This is a genomic window from Enterococcus spodopteracolus, assembly GCF_030441955.1.
GTDB lineage: Bacteria > Bacillota > Bacilli > Lactobacillales > Enterococcaceae > Enterococcus_B > Enterococcus_B spodopteracolus.
In genome coordinates, this window is record NZ_JARJHD010000161.1 from 1 (window position 1) to 320 (window position 320).

General features: G+C 48.4%; 1 pseudogene. It reads right to left on the minus strand.

Annotated elements, in window-relative coordinates:
• Window positions 1-320, minus strand: a pseudogene (locus tag P3R27_RS15015) (phage tail protein); the annotation flags it as partial.

Sequence of the window (320 nt, forward strand, 5' to 3'; positions counted from 1 at the left end):
GGTACCCATCGTTTTGCATCAAGATCGCACTTGATATATTGACTGTGCCATCACGATACGCTGTCCCTAACTCACTATCGATCGTAATCATGCCAGCACCGGCAGCTCTCAGAATTCGAAACTGCCGCCCATTGATGGTCAGGGACGCATCTGCCGTCCCACTGTATCGAAATTGGATTATCGGCAGTGATGGAATCGATTCAGGATTGTCTAGTGTACGTCCGGATAAAACGGAAACAGCTGTTTGACCATCCAACCGATACATTACTGGCTTGCACTGAAAAGGCAACGCTAAGTCAAAATGATCACGCCAGCGATCG